The sequence below is a fragment of the Companilactobacillus nantensis DSM 16982 genome, assembly GCF_001435815.1.
GTDB lineage: Bacteria > Bacillota > Bacilli > Lactobacillales > Lactobacillaceae > Companilactobacillus > Companilactobacillus nantensis.
In genome coordinates, this window is the sequence record NZ_AZFV01000002.1 from 52,359 (window position 1) to 69,680 (window position 17,322).

General features: G+C 34.3%; 24 protein-coding genes and 1 riboswitch. Of the genes, 15 read left to right on the forward strand and 9 right to left on the reverse strand.

What is annotated here, in order from left to right:
• The first annotated feature begins 35 nt into the window (after window positions 1–35).
• Window positions 36–848, forward strand: coding sequence for a DUF4931 domain-containing protein (locus tag FD31_RS01215; protein ID WP_057890947.1), 813 nt, complete (start codon window positions 36–38; stop codon window positions 846–848).
• 250 nt (window positions 849–1,098) lie between these two features.
• Here FD31_RS01215 and FD31_RS01220 read toward each other — a convergent pair whose 3' ends face one another.
• Both FD31_RS01220 and FD31_RS01225 read right to left on the reverse strand, forming a co-directional pair.
• Entirely contained in the window at window positions 1,099–1,518 is a 420-nt protein-coding gene (locus FD31_RS01220) for a hypothetical protein (RefSeq protein ID WP_057890948.1), read from the reverse strand.
• Window positions 1,519–1,840: 322 nt separating this feature from the next.
• Window positions 1,841–2,962, reverse strand: a complete 1,122-nt coding sequence (locus FD31_RS01225; RefSeq protein WP_057890949.1) for an NAD(P)-dependent alcohol dehydrogenase — start codon at window positions 2,960–2,962, stop codon at window positions 1,841–1,843.
• A 347-nt stretch (window positions 2,963–3,309) separates the two neighbouring features.
• On the opposite strand from FD31_RS01225, the gene FD31_RS01230 reads away from it, so the two are divergent.
• The 6 genes from FD31_RS01230 to FD31_RS01255 are packed head-to-tail and all read left to right on the forward strand — an operon-like array spanning window position 3,310 to window position 7,495.
• Complete coding sequence (locus tag FD31_RS01230; protein WP_057890950.1) at window positions 3,310–4,179, forward strand: CvfB family protein; 870 nt, start codon at window positions 3,310–3,312, stop codon at window positions 4,177–4,179.
• Between the two features lie 12 nt (window positions 4,180–4,191).
• Complete coding sequence (gene xerD / locus FD31_RS01235) at window positions 4,192–5,112, forward strand: site-specific tyrosine recombinase XerD (protein WP_186811219.1); 921 nt, start codon at window positions 4,192–4,194, stop codon at window positions 5,110–5,112.
• 11 nt (window positions 5,113–5,123) lie between these two features.
• The gene (locus FD31_RS01240; protein ID WP_057890951.1) at window positions 5,124–5,510 is read left to right on the forward strand and encodes a hypothetical protein; all 387 of its coding nucleotides are present in this window, start codon (window positions 5,124–5,126) and stop codon (window positions 5,508–5,510) included.
• The gene (locus tag FD31_RS01245; protein ID WP_057890952.1) at window positions 5,510–6,235 is read left to right on the forward strand and encodes a segregation and condensation protein A; all 726 of its coding nucleotides are present in this window, start codon (window positions 5,510–5,512) and stop codon (window positions 6,233–6,235) included. Before FD31_RS01240 ends, FD31_RS01245 begins: the two co-directional genes overlap by 1 nt.
• Window positions 6,236–6,237: 2 nt before the next feature.
• Entirely contained in the window at window positions 6,238–6,783 is a 546-nt protein-coding gene (scpB, locus tag FD31_RS01250; RefSeq protein WP_235805316.1) for an SMC-Scp complex subunit ScpB, read from the forward strand.
• Complete coding sequence (locus FD31_RS01255; protein ID WP_057890953.1) at window positions 6,770–7,495, forward strand: pseudouridine synthase; 726 nt, start codon at window positions 6,770–6,772, stop codon at window positions 7,493–7,495. The genes scpB and FD31_RS01255 overlap by 14 nt, the downstream gene beginning before the upstream one ends.
• A 394-nt stretch (window positions 7,496–7,889) precedes the next feature.
• A riboswitch (FMN riboswitch) is annotated at window positions 7,890–8,030 on the forward strand.
• A 121-nt stretch (window positions 8,031–8,151) separates the two neighbouring features.
• Here FD31_RS01255 and FD31_RS01260 read toward each other — a convergent pair.
• From FD31_RS01260 to FD31_RS01285, 6 genes are all read right to left on the reverse strand, one after another.
• Window positions 8,152–9,279, reverse strand: coding sequence for a tyrosine-type recombinase/integrase (locus tag FD31_RS01260; protein WP_057890954.1), 1,128 nt, complete (start codon window positions 9,277–9,279; stop codon window positions 8,152–8,154).
• Between the two features lie 155 nt (window positions 9,280–9,434).
• Window positions 9,435–10,238: a DUF1828 domain-containing protein gene (locus FD31_RS01265; protein ID WP_057890955.1), complete on the reverse strand. Its 804-nt coding sequence runs from the start codon at window positions 10,236–10,238 to the stop codon at window positions 9,435–9,437.
• Between the two features lie 21 nt (window positions 10,239–10,259).
• Complete coding sequence (locus FD31_RS01270; RefSeq protein ID WP_057890956.1) at window positions 10,260–10,739, reverse strand: DUF6978 family protein; 480 nt, start codon at window positions 10,737–10,739, stop codon at window positions 10,260–10,262.
• Window positions 10,740–10,887: 148 nt separating this feature from the next.
• The gene (locus tag FD31_RS01275; RefSeq protein WP_057890957.1) at window positions 10,888–11,847 is read right to left on the reverse strand and encodes a hypothetical protein; all 960 of its coding nucleotides are present in this window, start codon (window positions 11,845–11,847) and stop codon (window positions 10,888–10,890) included.
• Between the two features lie 58 nt (window positions 11,848–11,905).
• On the reverse strand, window positions 11,906–12,334 hold the full coding sequence (locus FD31_RS01280; protein WP_057890958.1) for an ImmA/IrrE family metallo-endopeptidase: 429 nt from the start codon (window positions 12,332–12,334) through the stop codon (window positions 11,906–11,908).
• Between the two features lie 12 nt (window positions 12,335–12,346).
• Complete coding sequence (locus FD31_RS01285) at window positions 12,347–12,850, reverse strand: helix-turn-helix domain-containing protein (RefSeq protein WP_057890959.1); 504 nt, start codon at window positions 12,848–12,850, stop codon at window positions 12,347–12,349.
• Window positions 12,851–12,990: 140 nt separating this feature from the next.
• Between FD31_RS01285 and FD31_RS01290 the strand changes: the two genes are divergently transcribed.
• Both FD31_RS01290 and FD31_RS14010 read left to right on the forward strand, forming a co-directional pair.
• Window positions 12,991–13,224, forward strand: a complete 234-nt coding sequence (locus tag FD31_RS01290; protein WP_057890960.1) for a helix-turn-helix transcriptional regulator — start codon at window positions 12,991–12,993, stop codon at window positions 13,222–13,224.
• Window positions 13,225–13,468: 244 nt separating this feature from the next.
• Window positions 13,469–13,627, forward strand: a complete 159-nt coding sequence (locus tag FD31_RS14010; protein ID WP_157049137.1) for a hypothetical protein — start codon at window positions 13,469–13,471, stop codon at window positions 13,625–13,627.
• Here FD31_RS14010 and FD31_RS01295 read toward each other — a convergent pair.
• Window positions 13,610–14,134, reverse strand: a complete 525-nt coding sequence (locus FD31_RS01295) for a hypothetical protein (RefSeq protein ID WP_057890961.1) — start codon at window positions 14,132–14,134, stop codon at window positions 13,610–13,612. The two genes, FD31_RS14010 and FD31_RS01295, sit on opposite strands and share 18 nt — an antisense overlap.
• A gap of 59 nt (window positions 14,135–14,193) precedes the next feature.
• Between FD31_RS01295 and FD31_RS01300 the strand changes: the two genes are divergently transcribed.
• From FD31_RS01300 to FD31_RS01325, 6 genes are all read left to right on the forward strand, one after another.
• A complete protein-coding gene (locus FD31_RS01300; protein ID WP_057890962.1) occupies window positions 14,194–14,661 on the forward strand; it encodes a helix-turn-helix domain-containing protein in 468 nt (155 codons plus the stop codon).
• Between the two features lie 13 nt (window positions 14,662–14,674).
• Window positions 14,675–15,028, forward strand: a complete 354-nt coding sequence (locus FD31_RS01305) for a hypothetical protein (RefSeq protein ID WP_057890963.1) — start codon at window positions 14,675–14,677, stop codon at window positions 15,026–15,028.
• Window positions 15,029–15,041: 13 nt separating this feature from the next.
• Window positions 15,042–15,317, forward strand: a complete 276-nt coding sequence (locus tag FD31_RS01310; protein ID WP_057890964.1) for a hypothetical protein — start codon at window positions 15,042–15,044, stop codon at window positions 15,315–15,317.
• Window positions 15,318–15,329: 12 nt separating this feature from the next.
• Entirely contained in the window at window positions 15,330–15,590 is a 261-nt protein-coding gene (locus FD31_RS01315) for a hypothetical protein (protein WP_057890965.1), read from the forward strand.
• 65 nt (window positions 15,591–15,655) lie between these two features.
• Window positions 15,656–16,447, forward strand: coding sequence for an ERF family protein (locus FD31_RS01320; protein WP_057890966.1), 792 nt, complete (start codon window positions 15,656–15,658; stop codon window positions 16,445–16,447).
• Between the two features lie 15 nt (window positions 16,448–16,462).
• Window positions 16,463–17,269 (forward strand): Lin1244/Lin1753 domain-containing protein, encoded by an 807-nt coding sequence (locus FD31_RS01325; RefSeq protein ID WP_057890967.1) that lies wholly within the window; start codon window positions 16,463–16,465, stop codon window positions 17,267–17,269.
• The last annotated feature ends 53 nt before the right edge of the window (window positions 17,270–17,322 follow it).

A 17,322-nucleotide genomic window follows, 5' to 3' on the forward strand; every position in this document is an offset into this window, starting at 1 on the left:
TCGCAAAAATTTAATTAACTTTTGAGGTGAAATTATTGTCAAATAAAGATGTACTTGTTTTTGAAATTGAGCAAGCTAAAGGTAAACCACGTGACGTTCAACAAAAGAAGAAAGCTGATTATTGTCCGTTCTGTGACACGGAACATCTAACCAATGTCATTGATCAAAACGGTGATATGATTTGGTTAGAGAACAAGTTTAAGACGTTGAAAGACACTAATCAGACGATTGTCATTGAATCACATGATCACTATGGTGATATCTCTAATTACTCGGTCGAAAAAAATCGGGAAGTGTTTGAATATATTTATCAATGTTGGAATCAAATGATTCAATCACAAAAATATACTAGTGTTTTAATGTATAAAAACTTCGGTCCAATGTCTGGTGGATCATTGCGTCATCCACATTTTCAAATTATCGGTTTAGACAAGGTGGATGGTTACAAGCATGTTGAACCAGAGAATTTTACAGGAACAAAGGTATTTGAGAATAAACATATCAACGTCAATATTTCTGATAAGCCGGTTATGGGATTTGTTGAATTTAATATTGTCATTAATAATCCACAGTATTTGGCTGATTTAGCTGAGTTTGCACGCGTAACTGTGAAGTATATTTTAGATGATTTTTATGGTGGGAAGTTTGATTCCTACAATATCTTCTTTTATCGTGATGGCCGGAAAATTATTTGTAAATTAACCGCCAGATACGTTGTTTCACCATATTTTGTGGGTTATCGACTATCACAACGCGATGGTGATAAGCAGGTTAATGAGATTGCAGCGGTTTTACTGAAGAAATTACAAAATGATGCTCAATCTGATGAAATTAAAAATTTAGAATAATACAAACGTTCAATTGTAAAAAGTTGAACGTTTTTTATTTACTTCGGAGAAGAAAGGTTATGTAACCTTAATGAATACGATATTAGTGTAAAACTATATGTTTTACGAAAACATATAATACAAAAACAAAACCAGTAACAAATTATAAAATAAGATGATGAAAAAACCAAAAAAATACTTCATAACTATTAGATTTATTTCTAACAATCATGAAGTATTTTGCTGGAGCATTTTAATTATATTGTTTCAATTAATCAGCTGATTTGAAGATTCCTTTAGTTAAGTAACCACTCCAAGTCCAACCAGAAACCTTTTTATCACTGGATGTTACGTAATAGTATGTTCGTGAATGGTGCTTATCAACACGAACTGACATTTTTTTAGTAGCATACCAAGTCGTCCGATACTGATTTAAAGTTGTCTTTTTAGTTAATTCAACGGTTGGTTTATCAGCCATAAATAAAGCTGAATAAATGTTTCCTTTTGAATCCTTAGAATGATATGCGGTTTTGGTCATTTTTTTGACAGAGCCATTGCCTGTATATGTATGCTTTTCGGCTTTTTGTGAGTTTGTGGCAGCCAGAGCAGTGGTACTGCTTGTCAAAGGTAGGGTAGTTAGTGGTAGTGATAAGGCTAACAGTGCAACTGTTAAATTCTTCATGCTTTTCATGAAAAATTCCTCCATATGGTATGAATTAAGTAACCAGTCAATATTGACTTGAGAGTATTTAACCACAGATCTTTTCGAAAACCTAATAATATGAACAAAAGGTTGAAAAATAGGATATCAGAAATAGTCTGGGACAAAACTATTATTATTTTTAAACGTGCTGCATAAACGTGGAACAAAACATAGCCTTTTCCGCTTAAAACAAATAGCTCCAGCAATCCAAAATCGGATTACTGGAACTATTTGCCTTAATGCTCGAATGAACCTATTTTGTTCCACTCTCTAATATTTAGAATCTAATTATGTTCAAAATTCTTAAAAGTTAAGCTTCAGGCTGATAATCTTTGTCAATTACCAAAATAGGTTTGATTGTCTTTCCACTAACAGAATCGGCGTCAGCTTCATTAATTTGATCAAAATCATACATTTTTTCTGTTAGGTCGAAGGGGAAGACACCCATTTGGTAAAACTTGATGAGACGAGGAATGTCGACTTGAGGAATTGAATCACCCATGTTAACACCGACAATCTTCTTATCATCGACACAAAGGTCATTCCATGTGCTAATTTCAATATTGTGTGGAGTAACGGCGATTGTTGCGGTAGTACCACCTTGAGTTAAGGCAGCAATAGAATCGGTCATTACAGTTGCAACACCAGTTGTATCAACGGCCCAGTCAACACCTAGACCACCGGTGATTTTCTTAATGGCAGCAACAGGATCTTCATTCTTACTATTAACGATATCGGTTGCACCCATCTTTTTAGCTAATTCCAAACGTGAGTCCACGATATCAACAGCAATGACATTGACACAACCAGAAATTTTACCGGCCATCATTGCGGCTAAACCAACGGCACCAGTACCAAAGACGGCAATTGTATCACCTGGTTTTGGTTGTAAGGTATTGAAGACAGTTCCACTACCAGTAACATAGCCACAGCCAAGAGGTCCCAGTTTTCTTAAATCGAGGTTCTTTGGAACTTTGACGGCGTTACGTTTATCAATCACGGTGTGAGTTGTAAATGATGATTGATTGAACATATCACTGACATGGTGACCATCTTCAGTGAAGTGGTCAGAGCCATCTGGGCGAGTTCCAGAGAGATTCGATGCCGCATATTTACGACATTGGGTTGGTTTACCTTTGAGACAATTATCACATTCGCCACATGAATAAAATGACATAATGATATGGTCGCCAGGTTGAAAGTTCTTGACGTTTTTACCGACTTTTTCGACAATTCCTGAACCCTCGTGTCCAAGCACAACGGGGAAACTGAAGGCGGCGTCACCTTTACGTAAGGCTTCGTCATAGTGGCAAATACCTGATGCGACGACCTTAACTTGTAGTCCGTCATCAGTCATATCAGCTAATTCGACATCATCCTTAATAACAAATGGATCATTTACTTTATCAACAACAGCAGCTGTAATTTTCATATAAAATCCTTCTCTCAATAAATAATATATTTGAAAACGCTTACCACATTGAAAATTATTTCACTATTGGCACTTAAATTCAATCTTGCATTTTAAAAAAAGCCAATTTTTATAAATGTTATTGAAAAATTGTTGATAATTTATTTAGAATTAACGACGAAAAAAGTGTTATGTAACGTCGAAGTACGGTAAGATAGATACTGATTAAATAACGCGTAATATTAATTAAATCTACCATCTTAAGAACCCCAAAATTCCTTTAGTTAACAAAGGTCGGTTCCCGTGAGTGTCTAAAGGGTGATGTTGAATTAGTGACATGCGTTAAATATAAAAGATTATGGTGAAAAATGGATATAACAGAAATGTATGGTCAAGTACTATCAGGGACAGTAACTGACCTTAATAAAGATGAAGCATTTGTTCAAATCGAAGGATACACTTTTGCTTTGGATATTAATGAATTAACTGAAGTTCCCGAACTAGGCGATGAAGTTGCTGGTTTTGTTTATGAAAATCAGGCTCATAAAAATAAAATGACTACTGTCATGCCTTTTGTGACACAAGGTGTTTGGGATTTTGCTGAAGTAACTGATGTCAGAACTGACTTGGGTGCTTTCGTAAATGTTGGTTTGGAAGATAAGGATTTTGTTGTTTCACTAGATGACTTACCTTTGGAACACAATGAATGGCCTAAAAAAGGCGATAAATTAATGGTTAAGTTGGATATTGACCACAAGGGCCGTCTCTGGGGTAAATTAGCTGACATTGAACTATATACGCAAATTGCTCGTAGTCCTGAACGTGAAATGAAAACTTTGCTTAATAAGGATGAAGAGGGAACTGTGATTGCTATCAGAGAATCTGGTGCTTTTGTGATGACTGAAAGTTATTATATGGCCTTTATCCATAAGACTGAACAAGGTCAACCATTGCACATTGGCCAACATGTTAAGGCTCGTGTCATTGGCTCAAGCCACAGACGTTTGAATTTATCAATGAAACCTCGTGCCTATGAAGAAATTACACCAGATGCTCAAATGATTGTTGCCGTTTTGGAACACTCACGTGATAAGAAAATGCCTTATACTGACAAGAGCGATCCCGATGATATTATGGAATACTTTGGTATTAGTAAGGGTAGCTTTAAACGTGCACTCGGTAACTTGATGAAACAACGCAAGATCGAGCAAAAAGATGGCTACACGTATCTCAAATAGAGGTGATAATTTATGAGTGATAAATTATCCATCAAGAATCAAGTTATGATTGATACGATTGCTGATTACGCCCGTTATTTACGGCTTGATCGGGGATTGTCGAAAAATACGATTATTTCTTATCAAACTGATTTATTAGAATTCAGTAGCTTTTTAGAAAAGAAACAAATGAAATTTTATCCTGAGGATCACTTTGTGGTGACACAATTTTTTGCTGAACAGGATAAACAAGCTAAGTCAAAAACATCCCAAATGCGGATGTTTTCTTCGCTCCGGAAGTTTTATCAATGGATGGAGATTGTTGATAAGATTTCAGTTAATCCGATGAATGAACTGGATGCACCTAAGAAGGGGACACATTTACCAGTTGTCTTGTCAATGGATGAAGTCAATTCATTGATTGAATCACCTGATGTTTCAACACCTTTAGGTGTTAGAGATCGGACGATTTTTGAAGTAATGTATGCGACAGGCTTGCGTGTTAGTGAATTGGTCAACTTGAGTATGGATGACTTGCATTTAGACTTAGGATTGATTAAAACACTTGGTAAGGGTGATAAAGAGCGTTTGTTGCCAATTGGTGATACTGCTATTACTTGGCTTAAGAAGTATTTTGTGGAAACACGAGCTGAACTAGTAGGTAAATATGGTGCTCAAAAAGAGGTCTTCTTGAACTTTCGTGGTAAAAAACTGACACGACAATCTATTTGGCGAATGATCAAGAAGTACATTGCCCAAGTGGGGATTAAAAAGGATGTAACACCTCATACTTTGCGGCATTCATTTGCAACTAATTTATTAGAGAATGGCGCCGATTTGCGAGTTGTTCAAGAGTTATTAGGACACTCGGATATTTCGACAACCCAAATTTATACGCACGTTAACAAAACACACATGAAACAAGTGTATAACGAATCATTTCCACGTGCTTAGGAGGAGAGTCAATGCTTAATAAGTATAGCGACGAGAATAAAAAAATTGCGATGGGATTTCTGTCGTATATTAACGATCTCAAAGATTTGGATAATATGGAACAAGAATTAGAGCTGTATTCAGAAGATGACAATCGACAATTATATCTTTGGAAAAGTAATTTAGATGATTTTTCAGGAATCGTCGCCTTGTCATTTTCTGATCAAACAGTCTTTATTGAATATATTTCTCTCAATCCGTCATATCGTTCTCAGAGCAATATTTTTAAGATTTTTGATGACATTCAACAAAAGTTTCCTAAGCGGGTTATTTTAGCTAACTTTAATTTGAATTCTGAGCTGGCTCTGTGGCGTAAAAATAAAGAGAAACTTGAAAAAGATATGGAAGAAACAGATTAATGCAAAAATTAAATTTAGTCTTAACAGATTTTGAAGGTCCAATCGATTTGTTGTTGCATTTGATCAAAGAATCAAAAGTAGATATTTACGATATTCCTATCGCTCAAATTACTCAGCAATACATTGACTACTTGAACAGTATGAAAGTTTTAGAGTTGGATATTGCGGGTGACTATTTAGTGATGGCTTCGACGTTAATGTCAATTAAGAGTAAAATGCTGTTACCACAAGCTCCAGACGAAATTGATGATGAGTTCGAGGCAGATGATCCACGTGATGAATTGGTTTCACAATTGTTGACATACCAAACTTATAAGCGCGTTGCGGCCTACTTTGAAGAAAAAGAACAAGTTAGAAAACAACAATTTGATAAGGAAGTAAGTTTACCTACCAAGCAATTGGAACAATTTCTCGAACCCGGATCAGTCGTTTTGGATGATTTAGCTTCAACTTATGCTGAATTGTTAAGGGAAAAGAAGAATCGGATACCGGAAACAGAAACGATTGAAAATGAAACCTTGTCAATCGAGGATGCAACGAAAAATATTATGAGTGAATTACAGTCAGTTCGAAAGACGACTTTTAAAGCGTTGTTGAAGTTACATGATAATATTGAAGAAATCGTGACGGATTTCATGGCTATTTTGGAATTAGCTAGTAAACAATTGGTTTCGGTTCAACAAGCTGATTTTAAAAGTGAATTATTTATTGAATTGAGGAATTAAACGTGTATCAAGCAAAAATAATGGCACTATTGTTCGTTGCCGGTGATCAAGGAATTAAAGAAAAAGACCTTGCGGGATTGTTGGAAATTGACAGTGCTGCGTTGCGTCAAAATATTGAAGAATTAAAAATTAAATTAATGACAGATGTTGATTCAGGGATTCAATTGGTCGACTATAATGGTGTTTATAAAATAGTTACCAAAAATGAATTTGCCGATTTGTTAACAAAGTATTTCAAGGCTGGTTTGGGTTCAAAATTGAGTCAAGCAGCTTTAGAAGTATTATCAATTGTTGCATATCGTCAACCAATCACTAGAATTGAAATTGATGAGATTCGAGGAGTACAAAGCTCAGGTAGTTTAAATACCTTGTTGATGCGAAGGTTGATTAAGGAAAATGGTAAGAAAAATGTTCCTGGTCATCCCAATTTGTATATTGTGACAGATGAGTTTTTTGATTACTTCGGTATTAAGAGCATAGATGAACTACCAAAAATAGAGAAATTTGAAGATACTTCAGACATAGGAGATATTAATGGAGAAAGTTAGATTACAAAAATATATGGCTGACGCTGGGGTTGCCTCACGTCGTAAATCAGAAGAAATGATTGCTTCTGGTCATGTTCGAGTTAATAATAAAGTCGTTACTGAAATGGGAATCAAAGTCGACAACAGTGACAAAATTGAAGTTGATGGGATGCCACTACAAGAAGAAAAGAAACGCTACATTTTGATGTACAAACCTCGTGGTGTTATCACAGCTGTAAAGGATGATAAAGATCGTAAGGTTGTTACTGACTTGCTCGAAGACGATGTTCGTGAACGAGTTTATCCAATTGGTCGTCTTGATTACGATACTTCTGGTTTATTATTGTTGACGAATGATGGCGATTTTGCCAACCATTTGATGCACCCCCGTTACCACGTTGAAAAAACTTATGTGGCTAAAATTGAGGGCGTCTTATCAACTGAAGAAATTAGAAAGTTGGAAGGCGGCATCAAGTTAAAGGGATACACAACTTCTAAAGCTAGAGTTAAAGTAATGTCAAAAGACAAGAAAAAGAACTCCTCAATTGTTAGAATTACGATCCATGAAGGCCACAATCACCAAGTTAAGAATATGTTTGATGCTGTTGGTCACAAAGTTGAAAAACTAGCTCGTGAGAGTTATGCTTTCTTGACACTTGAAGGTCTAGTATCAGGTAAGTACCGTGATTTGACACGTCAAGAAGTTGCTGAATTGAAGAAAACTAATAAGTAGATATAAACGTCTTGAGCCTGACGAAAAAGGGCTTTTTTTTTGTGATTTTTTAAGTCTGCACATTTAAGCAAGGATGAACTATGTTTAGGGAACATTTATCGAAAGTTGAGTTACATATATCAGTCAATTTATTTGGATTAATTTTTGTTTAAATTACTTAGTTAATGAGAAAATGATTAATATTGGATTATATTTATTCTCCAAAAACAAAGAATTAAGAAAAAATATTAACCAATCTGATGGCGATTTGTTAATGGAAAAGTACATAAACCTTGATAAAATAGGAATTAATTCTCCTGATGTAACCGTATACATTACGGTTATACATGCCATAAGTAAAGATTAGTTGAATTTTAAACAATATCTGCTATATTAAAAGTATAAAATTTAATAAATTGGTTTTCAGGGCAGGGTGAGATTCCCGACCGGCGGTATAGTCCGCGACCCAACGTAAGTTGGCCGAATTGGTTAGATTCCAATACCGGGAATCTTTACCCCAAGCATGCTTGATAGCCAAAAATGTAAGAAAATCCCCGAATACTGTTAAATCAGTATTCGGGGATTTTTTGCGTGTTATATATCATTGTAAATAACTTCTAAAATATGCACATTTTTAAGCACAAATTGAATGTGTGCACATTTTCTGCACATAAGGATTAGCTGAATATGGCAACTGCTTTTTTGGCATCATGTTTCTTTTGATCTTTAAGAAGATGTATGTATATCTTGGAAGTGATGAGGGTGCTTGAATGTCCTAAACGTGCTGACACATATTCAAGGCTAACACCTCTGGAAAACAAAATAGAGGCATGCGTGTGACGTAGAGCATGGAATGTTAAGTGATTATCCTTTTTTATCTTTAAATTGTTCTGAAGGACTCCTAGGGCTTTGTTAGCTGCAGCATCTCCTGGAGTTTGGTGAAGATTGTTTATGAAAACCAAATTATCTGTATTTTTGTAATTTTGCTTTAAAAATAGTGCAGCTTGCTCGAGTTTGAGATGCTTCATTAACTTCATAGTTTTTATATCGACATCTAAAAGTCGAACAGAGGAGGGCGTTTTAGTAGGTTTAAATCCGGTTCTATTTTTATAATCATAAGTTTTATTCACATTAATTGTGTTGTTATCGAAATCTATATCATTCCAAGTCAGGCCAACAACTTCAGCATATCTAAGACCGGTGGCCATTGATAAAGCAATCGCATACCTAGTTATTTTATAGATATTTGAGTTTTTTAAACAATAATCTCTGAGTTTATTTGCTTCGTCAATTTCGAAATATTTTATTTCCTTTGATTTTTTTTCACCTGATATTATTGCATTACGGGTGAAGTCCAAGTGAATAATTTGTTGTTCGAGAGCATCTTTTAGCGAAGCCTTGATTGCACTGTTAAACATTGCAACGGTTGTTTTAACATGATCTTCTGCATATTTATCAAGAGCCTGTTGATATTCAAATTTGGTGACCTTTTTTAGCTTAGTGTTACCGAATGAATCATGTACAAATTTTTGTATTAAATCATATTTTGTTTGAGTGCTTTTACTAAAGCGGCCTGCTTTATAAGTCTTGATCCATTGTTTAAAATAATCATCGAAAGTGATGTTTTCTTTTTGCTGAGAAATTCCAACTTGTGTCTTTTTCATTTCAATTTCTCTAGCAGCATTTTGTGCATCGGATTTCTTTTTAAAGTGGCTGTTGTTTACTGAGCGACGTTTTCCAAACTCGTCTCGGTAGAATACACGATAAGCCCATTCACCATTTTCTTTTTTATATATTTGAGCCATGTTTACAAAAGTCCTTTCGATGTAAAGTTCTAAGTTAATAATTGTATGTATCTATGGGCAGTATTGATTATTAATTTACAATATTTGATAAATTGTAAATCAAAGGGGTACATATGTTCTTTTGGCGATAAAAATAAAAAGCCACAGTTGGCCTTTTATGCAATGGCAAAATTACTTTTAAAATCATCTTTATCATCAAATGAAACAACGTTTATATTATGCTGAATTAAACTATCTTTGAATTGAACTGACCTGTCATCCAGACCTTTCACCAGAACGTTGAATGAAATATCATTACCAGGATTATTTTGCCTGTATAATTCTGTATCTAGCCAAATCCCCATTACCATTTCGGATACGTTTTTGTTCAAAGATGTATATAGTTTTGTCCATTTTGTGTCTTTAATTTTCTGATGGAATACAAAATCTAAATCGTATGCTAGATTAGATTTACCTTTTACAGAAAATCCGATATCAAAGCTAAACTGTTTATTATTTTCAGTAATATAGTCTAAAACATCATCCTTAAACATTCCTCTGGCATTATTTCTGGACCCAAAGGCTAAATCTGATATCTTAATTACACTGTCCAATATATCGTTGATTATTTGAGCAACTTCCTGACGAGACGCAGTTGTTTTGTATATATCATAGTTACTACCCAACGAAGCTCTGTTAGTATTTAGGATACTTTGAATCAATTTAAGTCTAACCGAACCATTTTTTGTTAGGTTAGTTCCACGAGATTCAATATTCCAAATAGTGTAGCCCTGGTCAGAAACGGTATATGTTGAATTATGATTTGATGTAATTAGTAACGAGATTTGGTCACCAAACGGATCCACAAAAGGGGTATTAAATCTAATTTTATTACCATCAAGTGGAATGAAATTTGATTGGTTGTTTATTTTTTCCAACCATTCGTTTGCAATGGCTACTGAATCAATTACATCTGACATTTTAATACCTCCTTTCATGAATTAGATTGATAATATATTGTCCTCTATAAAAGATATACTACTATGATTCTTAACATTAGTATAATCAAACATTTGCTGTAGTGCGGTGAAGAAATCATCGCAATCTTTAAAACTATTGTGGGGCAAAGGATAGGCTTTGTAATGTGTAAAAGTATCATTCTTAGCTCTATATTCTTCTTCGGAGAAAATTTCTACACGATGTCCATAAACCTTTCCATCGGAATTTTTATGAAAGCTACTATCTAAGTTTATTCTAACTAATGTGTAACGAGTAGAGGCATCTGAAAAGTTTAAATGAATATTATCAATTGCATACATATAATATAATACAAACTGACGTTCGGTTCCATCTAGCAATCCAGATATTTTAATTTTACCTTTAGATCCTTCAGTAAGGACGTATTTATTTTTTGAAATTGTTTTTTTAAATATACTAATGAGCTTATATGCATCAGCATCAGTTAAATCTAAAGATTCCATGTTTTCTCCTTTAATTTTTGTCATACCTGCGGGTATGGCTTTTTTAGTCGTTCAAATGCTGAATAGCGTAATTAGCTTGGTCGGGTGTGACCCCTTCGCCGGATTGATAGACCTCTATAGATAAAAAGCCCTCTGAAGGGCTTTTAAATTAATTAAGATTTATTACACCAGTATCGAAATCATGGTATGCATTATCATCACTATAATCATCGGTATCGTAACTGCCTGAGAATTTTAATCTTATTGATGTAATATCTGATGGGCTGGAAAGGGTAGGAACGTAAAATACAACATTTCCTTCTTTGTTAGCACCTTTCATAAGATCACCACCAATATCGTCACTGTCCATAAGACTAGCATCTATTTGTTGACCATCATTAGTTGTCAATGTAGCTTGATTTGGATAAATAGATATATCACGTTCAGGAGTTTCTACTTTAAAGTTTACAACAATAGCTCCTTGGAATGTGTTTCCATCACTGTCCTCAACTGCGTTTTTGAAAGTACCAACATTAGCGTAATCAATACTTACTTTAACGCCAGCCCAAGAATTGTCAGACCAGGTAACATCATGTCTTTTAATCTTATCAACTTTTGCTTCATCACTAGAAGTCGTGTCAGAAGATGAATCTGAATCATCTGTATCAGTGGAGTCAGATTCAGTATCATCGGTACTTGACTGTTTTTTGTTCCATTTATTGTAATCTTTTATTGATTTAGTATCTGAACCTTCGAAGTATTCATCAGCAATTTTTTTAGCAGTTGCGGAAAAATAGTCCTTTCCATTACCGCTCTTAATTCCATTTAGAGTTCTTCTACATTTCTTGTTGAATGAAACAAGGTCCTTAGTTAGGCCCTTATTAGATTTATTGGATTGTAATTTTTTATCTTCAGTATCCAGTACTTTAATACCTTTATTTGCTTGTTTGATCACCTTAGAGTTGCTGTTAGACTCTTTAGCCACTTTTAAGGTGCTTAGTACGGAATTATTACTATTGTTAAATGAATCCTCTAATTCACTTTTGCTCATCTTATTTGAAGAACATGCAGAAAGCATGATTGCAAATATTCCTAAGAATGAGATTAGTAGCAACATTCTTTTTTTCATTATGTTTCCCCCCTATAACCGTCAGCTTTTAATGTCATCAGATTTTGGACAACATGAATCATATAAAGCGTGACCAAAAGTAATCCAAACCAAAGTAGTCACATATTTGATACTTAGTCATATTTCTCAAATCATAATCATGTTCTTTTATCATCGCAGCCATAGCAAAAGCGTTAGCTTCAAACTCCCGTTTGGTAATTGTAGAACCTGCACTATGTCTCCTCAAAAAAGGCGTACCAACTCCCTTATCGGTTAAACAATGTTTAATCTCGTGAAGTGGTACTAATATAGATTCGATTTCATTTAAATTATCATCCAGGATAATGGTAGTACGCCGGCTATTTGTTATCCGTGTTCCCAATGTATCAGGACCAATCGGACAATAGATAACATTATAATTGTAAGTTTTTGCTATTATCGCTGGATCAAAACTATTTGCCTTTTTATACACTTTATTAAGCAAATCTTCGATAGAACATGTTGCCATGTAAACACCTACTTATTTATTTTCGTCATCGTTGCGATATTTTTTTGGAGTAAATTTCTTTTTAGCTTGTCTCTTATTAATTTCAAGGGCAGTTAAAATAGCCGAGCGTAAGTTGGCTTTTTGCTCTGGGGTGGATGGCTCACCATAATAATCAGATTCGGCATCTGTATCAGAGCCATCTAATAATTTATCGGCAAGTTTACCAAGATCCAATTTTTCTTTTCCTGATAGATCATAATAATTATTTTTCTCATCGTCTTCAATAATCTCAGTATAGCCAGCCATTTTTAGAATTGTTTTGGCAGGGACTTTAAGACCCTTAGCCATTCGTTTGAGCGTTTCTTGTTTTGGAATGTTTCTCTCACCACGTTCAATTAAAGACCAGTACGAAGGTGACACTGCAGGTTGAGTGTCAGTTTTTGATTGGTATGATACTTGACGTAAAGAATAGTGGTGTTCTTCGCGTAGTTTTTTTAGCATATTACCAAATTCTTTGTTAGTTACTTTGTTTGGCATAACATCAACCCTTTCATCGACAAAAGTATAACAAAAGTATAACAATATTAGAACGTTTGTAGAATATTTGTGTACAAAAATCGTTGACAAAAGTTGTACAAATGTTATTATCTATTTGTACCCAAAAGGAGATGATTTAAATGTCAACATACATAAAGAGTAAAAGACAATTAGACGAACATTTAATAATTAATGGATTAACACAAAAGGATTTAGCTGCGGCAGTAGGTATCGGACGTACATATATGTCAGCTATTGCGAATAGAAGTACACCAGTAGGAAATAGAACTGCAAAGAAAATCTGTGATGTTTTAAACGTTGATTTCAAGGATATTTTTGTACTCTCAATGTCCACAAAAGTTTTACATAAATGATTTTTATATCTTAATTTTACAAAATAATCGATTTACATAGACAGTTAGTTTCGTAAATCAAAAGGGATGGTAATTCAATGAATCGTAAACAACAGCCTAGCATGGCAGAAGTCACACGTGGAATTGTTATTGGTGTATTGATTGGATTGGCTATGTGCTGGTTCATTGGACTCATTTAAAGCAAAAAAAGAGTGAACTAATGAGTTCACTCTAAAAATGAATTAATGAGGGAGGGTAAATTGATATGGATGGTAGTCAATTAGAAAAACAAGAGAAAATAATTGCTGAAATATTAGTTATTTTTCAAAATAATAATTTAACAACAGAAGAAGCTTTGGATTTAGATGATGTTTTAAAGAGACGTATTTTGAAAAACTCTATAATATCAAATCCGCTTTCTTAACAATTCTTCAGCGGTTCTGGAAACTGTTTCATTCATAGCAATATTGGTAGTGGACTTTGTAAAAAACATGTCTTTCTTATTACGTTGAGTCATAAAAAAGTCATCCTTTATAAGTTTATGCAATTCATCTTCATATTCAACGTGAATTGTGAAATCTAAATGATTTCTATCAGTGTTTGTGAATGCATTGGAAGAAAATGTGGCTGTAAATGATTGACCTGGAGCTAATGAAGTTCCTTCTAAGTGTGAAAACACAATATCTTTTGTCATCTCATTTTGTACTTTGGGATTAAGAGTGACTTTTTTTATTGTTGCACGTGTTTTTCCAAAGTTTTTAACCACAATATATTGATGAACATCATCAAGCACCTGAATGTAGTCAAAGAAAAATGAAATATAGGGTTTGTTTGAATCATAAATGGTTCTATTCGTCTGAACAATGGCAATTGTTGAAATTATTAATGCAACAATTGCTGATACGGATTGGATCCAATCGGTTAATGCCATTTTAAATACCACCTTTCAAATTAATTATAGATGAAAGGCATCATGGGGAGGTGATCAATTTGAATAACGTAAACATTTATCAGGAGTTTGAAGATATGATGAAACGTCAGGATTTGAATAATGCTGACATTGCTGCGGTAACAGGAGTTTCACGTTCTGCAGTCAAAGATTGGCGTAAAGCTCGAAAAATTGAAGATAAACGATTATTTCAAATAGCTAATGCATTTGATGATGAAAGATTTAGTTTAGCGGTCGTTTGTTATTCTTATGGCTACCAAGCTATTTTCTTAAATATGCTAGATAGATATCGAGGAGATGATCTATCACTACTTATTGGAACCCAAAAGGAAGATTTGGATAGTGACAGTGCCATAAAAGGATTGATTGAAGAATTGAGTAAGAAAAATCCGGACAAATCAATTGTTAAAGGCTATTTGAAACAAATTATTGAAACAATCGGTATGATGCTTTCTTCAGTAAAGAAGATTGCTACTGAACAAAACATACCAGTACAGCAAATTTTTTAAGGAGGCAGTTTATATGGCCATCGCAAAAATTGAAATTGATGATGCTGAAATTGATGAAAAAATTGAATCAAGAATTAACGCAGTCATCAGGAAAATGCCATTGTGGCCACCAGTAATGAATACTAAACAGATGATATCTTATGTGCCGTTTAGTGGTCGTAGGTTATATGCCGTTTTGTTCATTTATAGGAACTGGTTGGATGAAGAAAACGGTGGTTGTGTTTACTACCCAAGACCAGGTCAAGCCTATCAATTTAGAAGAAAAGATTTTGATCAATGGATGTATGACCATTGGATAGACATAATCACCATTGATATGAAGGAATTTGAAAAAGATAAGGTTGCCTATAAAGCAAGTCTAATTTAAAGGAGAAATTATTATGTTAGGTTCATCAGAAGTTCAAAAGCAACGCCTCGGTTATTCTAAAGAAATCGGGAAGATCAATCAGATTGTAGAAAAGGAAGTTTCACCGATTTTGGATGAATTGAATAGATTAGCAGCGCAATCTAAGAACCTGTTAAACAGAAAGTTTGGCAGACCATTATCTGATTACTCAATTGAATATCTAAGAAAATGCGGTGTCACGGTTGAGTTTTTTAAATCGGGTAATGAGGAAGACAATAATTTGCAATATTTATATGTATTTCAAATTTAGGAGGTATTAGTAATGACATCAATAGACGTCACATTTGCTTGCATGCTAACCAGCTTGGTTGGGTATGCGATTGGTCATGCTGCAGGTGAATCTAAAGGATTCATTAATTTGTTCGATTTAAGTCAGTCAACAAGTATGAAAGTTAATAAGTTTTGGCATGAATTAGGTAATAAATTCTTTGGTAGTGATACCGACAAAAACAAAGTAATTAATTTAACTGACCATACGCCAGAGATTTTGGCCAAAAAAAATAAGACACTATCCGCAAAATAGTGTCTTAAATCAAAAATATTTCAAAAACATTTGTACATAAATTATAGCACATTGGAGTGATTAGAATGACCGCAAATCAACATGAACAACTCAATCTTGTGCAAAAAATAGCTCAAGTACAAGCTGGATTGCCTCCAGAAATAAAGAAGGAGGGATATAACGCAAAACAAGGTTTCCATTATGTAACTGAAGCCCAGGTTAAAAAGCTGGTTCGAAATCCATTAGCAGTGTTGGGAGTAATTATTGTTCCAAAGTATGAAGTTACTAACGAATGGACTGAGACTACTAAAAAAGGTGGTCAAATGCACTATGCATCTGTTCAAGGGACGTTTGAATTAAGGGACGGCAATGAATCAATCATAGGCTCAATGCTCGGTACGGGGATGGATATGTCTGACAAAGCCATATATAAAGCTGAAACAGGTGCACAAAAGAATTATCTTATGCAACTGTTTATGATTTCAACTGGTGACGATCCTGAAAGAGATGATACACCGAATGGCCAAAGTAAGAATCAATATTCAAATAACAATAATTACCGTAATACTGGCTATCGCTCAAGCAATCAAAGACAACCTAGTAATAGAAATCAATACAATGGAAATAATCAAAGGAAGCAAGCTGAAACTCAGATTAATAACAAAATGTTTGATCAGGTTCGTGACAAAATACGTGAGGCAGCAGGAATATATCGTCTGACCTCTGATGACATATCAGTTACGTTGAAAAATAAATTTCACTATACCGATTTGAATCAAATTACTAATGTTTTGGCAGCACAAATTTTAACTTACTTGAGTAAAGCTATCAGGGATGAACGGAAAAAGCAAAGTGTTAGTGCATCTAATAACAGTTGATGGGGGAGGGTAGTGATGGCACGACCTATTAAAAAAGGTATTGATTACTTTCCGCTAGATGTGACGTTTTTACGGGATATGAAGATCAGGAAAATAAGAAAGGCTTGTGGAGATACAGCAATTACAATGCTCATCTACCTGCTCGGTACTATCTATCAAGATGAGGGGTATTACATGAAGTGGGATGATGATGTCCGGTTCCTGGTGGCTGACGATGTTGGCGCCAGTGAATCGGCAGTAGATGAATTGGTTAACAAAGCTCTTAAAGTCGATTTTTTCAATAAGAAAATGTTTGATGATCATAAAATTTTAACGTCACATGGAATACAAACTCGATATCAACAAGCAGCGTATAAAAAGAAAGATAGTTCAATCGATTCAAAGTATTGTCTTATTTCTGATACCGAAAAAAAAGTTTCCGACACCGGAAACTCCATTAATGACAACGACAGTACGCAAAGTAAAGAAAAGGAAACTAAAGAAAACGAGAGTAAAGGAGAGGAGATTATATTAAATCAAAATAAAGAAAATGAGCTTGCCCCGCTTTTGAAGGGAGAAAGTTCATTTATGGATTACTATAATCGCTTCGCTATCTCAGACAGACAAATCAGACAAACTCAAGTTATTTCTGCAGCTATTCCTTTTCTAAATCGAGGTATCAATGTTGAAGAACTAAGCAAATTAATGAAATTAGCAACTCAAATAGCAATTCAAAGCAATGCACTTACTTGGGAATATGTTAAAGGAATTTTAAAGAACTGGTACAAGATTGGCATTAGATCATCTGCAGATGTTCCTAAGCATAAAAAACAATCAGTTTAAGGAGAAGTGATGTATGAAAATTCTGATTTTGATTATGGCCATAATGGTGGCTG

Coding starts and splice junctions, on each gene's coding strand:
- FD31_RS01220 (WP_057890948.1), bottom strand. CDS start 1,518: ATGAAAAGCATGAAGAATTTAACAGTTGCACTGTTAGCCTTATCACTA.
- FD31_RS01225 (WP_057890949.1), bottom strand. CDS start 2,962: ATGAAAATTACAGCTGCTGTTGTTGATAAAGTAAATGATCCATTTGTT.
- FD31_RS01230 (WP_057890950.1), top strand. CDS start 3,310: ATGGATATAACAGAAATGTATGGTCAAGTACTATCAGGGACAGTAACT.
- xerD (WP_186811219.1), top strand. CDS start 4,192: ATGAGTGATAAATTATCCATCAAGAATCAAGTTATGATTGATACGATT.
- FD31_RS01240 (WP_057890951.1), top strand. CDS start 5,124: ATGCTTAATAAGTATAGCGACGAGAATAAAAAAATTGCGATGGGATTT.
- FD31_RS01245 (WP_057890952.1), top strand. CDS start 5,510: ATGCAAAAATTAAATTTAGTCTTAACAGATTTTGAAGGTCCAATCGAT.
- FD31_RS01255 (WP_057890953.1), top strand. CDS start 6,770: ATGGAGAAAGTTAGATTACAAAAATATATGGCTGACGCTGGGGTTGCC.
- FD31_RS01260 (WP_057890954.1), bottom strand. CDS start 9,279: ATGGCTCAAATATATAAAAAAGAAAATGGTGAATGGGCTTATCGTGTA.
- FD31_RS01265 (WP_057890955.1), bottom strand. CDS start 10,238: ATGTCAGATGTAATTGATTCAGTAGCCATTGCAAACGAATGGTTGGAA.
- FD31_RS01270 (WP_057890956.1), bottom strand. CDS start 10,739: ATGGAATCTTTAGATTTAACTGATGCTGATGCATATAAGCTCATTAGT.
- FD31_RS01275 (WP_057890957.1), bottom strand. CDS start 11,847: ATGAAAAAAAGAATGTTGCTACTAATCTCATTCTTAGGAATATTTGCA.
- FD31_RS01280 (WP_057890958.1), bottom strand. CDS start 12,334: ATGGCAACATGTTCTATCGAAGATTTGCTTAATAAAGTGTATAAAAAG.
- FD31_RS01285 (WP_057890959.1), bottom strand. CDS start 12,850: ATGCCAAACAAAGTAACTAACAAAGAATTTGGTAATATGCTAAAAAAA.
- FD31_RS01290 (WP_057890960.1), top strand. CDS start 12,991: ATGTCAACATACATAAAGAGTAAAAGACAATTAGACGAACATTTAATA.
- FD31_RS14010 (WP_157049137.1), top strand. CDS start 13,469: ATGGATGGTAGTCAATTAGAAAAACAAGAGAAAATAATTGCTGAAATA.
- FD31_RS01295 (WP_057890961.1), bottom strand. CDS start 14,134: ATGGCATTAACCGATTGGATCCAATCCGTATCAGCAATTGTTGCATTA.
- FD31_RS01305 (WP_057890963.1), top strand. CDS start 14,675: ATGGCCATCGCAAAAATTGAAATTGATGATGCTGAAATTGATGAAAAA.
- FD31_RS01310 (WP_057890964.1), top strand. CDS start 15,042: ATGTTAGGTTCATCAGAAGTTCAAAAGCAACGCCTCGGTTATTCTAAA.
- FD31_RS01315 (WP_057890965.1), top strand. CDS start 15,330: ATGACATCAATAGACGTCACATTTGCTTGCATGCTAACCAGCTTGGTT.
- FD31_RS01320 (WP_057890966.1), top strand. CDS start 15,656: ATGACCGCAAATCAACATGAACAACTCAATCTTGTGCAAAAAATAGCT.
- FD31_RS01325 (WP_057890967.1), top strand. CDS start 16,463: ATGGCACGACCTATTAAAAAAGGTATTGATTACTTTCCGCTAGATGTG.